At 75.8% G+C, this 644-nt stretch carries 1 pseudogene; it reads right to left on the bottom strand.

Annotated elements, in window-relative coordinates:
- Positions 1-644, bottom strand: a pseudogene (locus tag B9S61_RS02885) (BACON domain-containing protein); the annotation flags it as partial.

The following is a 644-nucleotide window of genomic DNA, read 5'->3' as shown; positions in this document are numbered from 1 at the left end:
GCCGCCGCCCGGAGCGGAGGGGGCGGTCCCGTAGCCGTCGATGGTGACGACGGAACCGGCGGGGGAGATCGCCACGGTCGCGCTCCAGTGGCCGGACGGCTCGCGCAGCTGATCCACGTACACCCTGATCGTCACCGACTCGCCGGGTGTGAGCGTTCCCGACGACCGGCTCGGATACAGCCAGGGCGCGCTCGTCGAGGCCGACCAGCGGACCGGACCCGCCCCCGTCGCGGTGAGGGTGATCAGCGTGGTGTCACCGCTGTGGCCCGCCGTGACGCCCAGTGCGGCCGCGCCCTCCCGCTCCGCGCCGGCGACACCGACGACCTCCACGGAGACGTCCGCCTCACCGTTCTCGTCGAAGCGGAGGCCGGGGCGGGTGGTGGCGTTGCCGGTGTTCTCGTAGCCGGCGCCCGCTTCCTCGCCGTCGAGCTCGCCCTCGCCGCCGTCCTCCCGCGCGGAGGCCGAACGGCCGTCCTGGCCCTCGCCGACGGGGGTGCCGCGGTAGGCGGCCCACAGCGCGAACACGGGCGCGGCGACGACGGTGGCCACGACGGTCGTCGTCAGAGCACACGCGCGCAGCCGGTCCCGGCGCGCGACGCGGTCCTTCGGGTCCACCGGAAATCCGCGCCGGTCGAAGCGGGGCG

This window comes from Streptomyces sp. SM1 (genome assembly GCF_002910825.1).
GTDB lineage: Bacteria > Actinomycetota > Actinomycetes > Streptomycetales > Streptomycetaceae > Streptomyces > Streptomyces okerensis.
This window is presented reverse-complemented; position numbering and strand designations above follow the sequence as displayed.